Annotated in this window: 3 protein-coding genes; all 3 read right to left on the bottom strand. The window is 56.9% G+C overall.

What is annotated here, in order from left to right; all coding sequences use genetic code 11:
- Positions 1-115: 115 nt before the first annotated feature.
- The 3 genes from ACOCD2_RS15580 to tnpB all read right to left on the bottom strand — a co-directional run bounded on the left by ACOCD2_RS15580 (position 116) and on the right by tnpB (position 2,923).
- Entirely contained in the window at positions 116-2,233 is a 2,118-nt protein-coding gene (locus tag ACOCD2_RS15580) for a nitric oxide reductase activation protein NorD (protein WP_293647872.1), read from the bottom strand.
- A 12-nt stretch (positions 2,234-2,245) separates the two neighbouring features.
- On the bottom strand, positions 2,246-2,548 hold the full coding sequence (locus ACOCD2_RS15575; protein WP_419625775.1) for an HD-GYP domain-containing protein: 303 nt from the start codon (positions 2,546-2,548) through the stop codon (positions 2,246-2,248).
- A gap of 93 nt (positions 2,549-2,641) precedes the next feature.
- The gene (gene tnpB / locus ACOCD2_RS15570; protein WP_374109720.1) at positions 2,642-2,923 is read right to left on the bottom strand and encodes an IS66 family insertion sequence element accessory protein TnpB; all 282 of its coding nucleotides are present in this window, start codon (positions 2,921-2,923) and stop codon (positions 2,642-2,644) included.
- Between the last annotated feature and the right edge of the window lie 26 nt (positions 2,924-2,949).

Here is a 2,949-nt window from a genome sequence, read left to right as displayed (position 1 = left end):
TTTCTTATGTATCAATGCTTTAAGATCATAATTGTACCATCCTGCACCGGATTTCTCATCGTCTTTTTTCGGTTTTTCAATTGAATTTCAATGACTTGGCATTTATAGACGGGAACTAACTGGTAATCTTACGATAGATATCAGAAACCTTTAAGGGCAGTTTCGCCACATCATCCAGCACAACGTAGTTGGCCCGGCCGTACATGTGGGGCAGATAGTCCGCACCCTCCCTGTCGATGGTGATGCAGAACGGGTGAATACCGGCAACCCGCGCTTCGAACAGGGCCTGGCGGGTATCTTCGATGCCATATTCCCCGCGATAGTAATGATCACAGTCATCCTGCTTGCCATCAGAAAGGGTAATCAGCAGCTTGGTTCGGGCTTCCACTTCTTCCAGCATCCGTGTGAAATGCCGTATGGGCGCGCCCATGCGTGTGTAGTCCTTGGGCTCGATGGCGCTGATATTGGCCCTGACAGTCTCATCCAGCGGTTCATCAAAGGTCTTGATACGATACACCTCGCAACGTTTTCTCGCCCAGCCGGAAAACCCGTAGATGGCATAACGGTCACCCAGTATCTGCAGGGATTCAACCAGCAGCACCAGCGCTTCCCGTTCAGCCTCGTTGATCCAGCCCTTGGTGGAACCTGACATGTCCACCATGAACAGCACGGCGATGTTGCGTTCGTCCTTGTGCATGCGGGTAAATACCCGTTCCGACATTTCCATACCGGACTGCATGTCCGCCAGGGCTTCCACGAAAGCATCTATATCGATATCTTCACCATCGGGCTGACGCCGCAACATCCTGTCCTCACCGCGCAACACTTCGAACGTACGATGCAGGGAGTGTATCAGGCCGCGGTATTTTTCTCTGGTCCTGCCATAAAATCCGGCATCGCCAGGCTGCAGGCTGAGTTCTCTGAGCACACACCAGTTCTTGCGGTAATGCTGTCGTCCGAAATCCCATTCATCATAAAAAAATGCGCCTTCTTCATGATACACACCGCCCCAGACATCATCCGGATCGAGGCTTTCATCTTCCAGCAGGGAAGGATCGTATTCACCCTCACCCGCCGGAACCAGATAGTCTTCGGGAATTTCCGTAAGATCCAGCTGTATGGAAGTGATGAGTTGCCTGACATGTTCCGGGATGGGCATGACTTGGTCGGCAACGATGAGCTCCAGCTCCGGCAATTCGTCGGGATCGGCAGGGTGTTCATTTTCCTGCAGGCTGAATTCGGGCAGCTGCTCCTCCGGAGCGTCCCCCCACAGATCATCTGCCAAGACCCGCAGCGCATCCCGGAAACGCGCCTTATCCCGCAACAGGCGCAATTCTCTGGCCTGCCATGCCTTGACCGGATCCATACCGCCGGCATAGCAGGGCAATGCCGGTGGTGCCTCGGTACAAATCCGCGGCAACAGCCGCAGGCTGTCATGCACGCTGGACGACAGATCCTGCAGAACCCCGGTTTCCTCGGGCAGGGAAGCGGCCCATTCGCCATCGCCCAGCCTGTTCTGCAACCGGCGCATCTGGCGAAAAAGCCCCGGCAGATCCCGTTGCAGGTGCGCATCCAGACGCAGGGTTTCCAGCACCTGAAACCATTGCAGGGCGCGCAGTGGATCGTCGCAGCTGCTCAGAACAAGCTGTGGATCGACGTTCAGCGTACCGTAGCGGGTATGCGCCCAGAGATGTACCGCTATCGCCTTGTAGAGCTGGAAGTTCTCCTGTTCATTTTCCAGGCGCGCGAGCATTTCCGGCAGATACAGCACCTCTCCATCCGTCCAGGCGTCACTGTCCTCTTCGATGCTCAGTTTGCGCCCCGACAGCCCCTGGATGAACGGCCCGAGAACCGGGCTGACCTGTTCCAGCAGGGCGGCGTTGGCCCGCAGGTGACCAACCTCCATGAATCCCTGCAGGTTCTTGATGGCCTCCATGGCCGGGTGCAGACCGGAACTGTCATAGGTGTCCATGGCGTAGAGGCACCAGGCGGAGATCATCTCGTCATCCATGATCTTCATCGCTGTTTTCGCACGGCTGGCAAATTCGAACGCCAGCTGAATATTGGTGCTGGAAACACGCCGCGCCCACTGCAAGGCGAAGTGCTGCTGTGCTGCCGGCAGCGAAACAAGCTCCGCAGCAATGGTGTCGGTATGCAGGAAAGAGAATTCCACCTCCAGAATCTCGTCCAGCTCCTGACAGATTTTTTCCGCCGGCAGCCCTTGCTCAGCCATGGGAACCTGCCTTCATTCGTCTGAGAACCTGCGGGCGATCGTCCTGAAATCCTCTGCTACCGCCTGCAACGCCCGAACGACTTCGGGGTCGAACTGGCTGCCACTGTGATCCAAGATATAGGCCATAGCCTGCTCGTGGGTGGAGGCATCTTTGTAAACCCGCCGGGATATCAGTGCATCGTATACGTCCGCCACCGCCATGATCCTCCCTGACAAGGGAATATCTTCACCCGACAGACCCCGCGGATAACCGCTGCCATCCCATTTCTCATGGTGTGTCCAGGCTATCTCTGCCGCCAGTTGCAGGAAATGCAAGCGTGTCTTCGGCCTCGTGATAGATTTTGGGACATCCCAGTCCCCAAAATCGACTCGGCCTTTGACAACCCATTGGTGCCCCAGCCGTCCTGGTCACCAAGCACTACGCAACAACTTCGCAAGCTCGTTGCTGCTCCGTACTTGGCTCCCAATGACTGGACGCCGCGTTCGGAGGCCTACTTTGTTTTCCCTCTGGCGCAAGGCACGCCGGGAAAACAGTGCGGCCTCGCGGCTACTGGGGTCTACCAGCCTTCGCTTCGCTCTCCATGGCTGGCAGCGGGGGTTGTGGCCCAGCTCCTGCTCGACGATCGCGGCCAGGCCCCGGAAGCTCTTGCGAAAATCCACCGGATCCCGATACAGGTAGATCTGCGGCATGCGGGGATGGGGGCGCAACCGGTACT

The sequence above is a fragment of the Thiolapillus sp. genome (assembly GCF_048562965.1).
Lineage (GTDB): Bacteria > Pseudomonadota > Gammaproteobacteria > Chromatiales > Chromatiaceae > Thiolapillus > Thiolapillus brandeum_A.
This window is presented reverse-complemented; position numbering and strand designations above follow the sequence as displayed.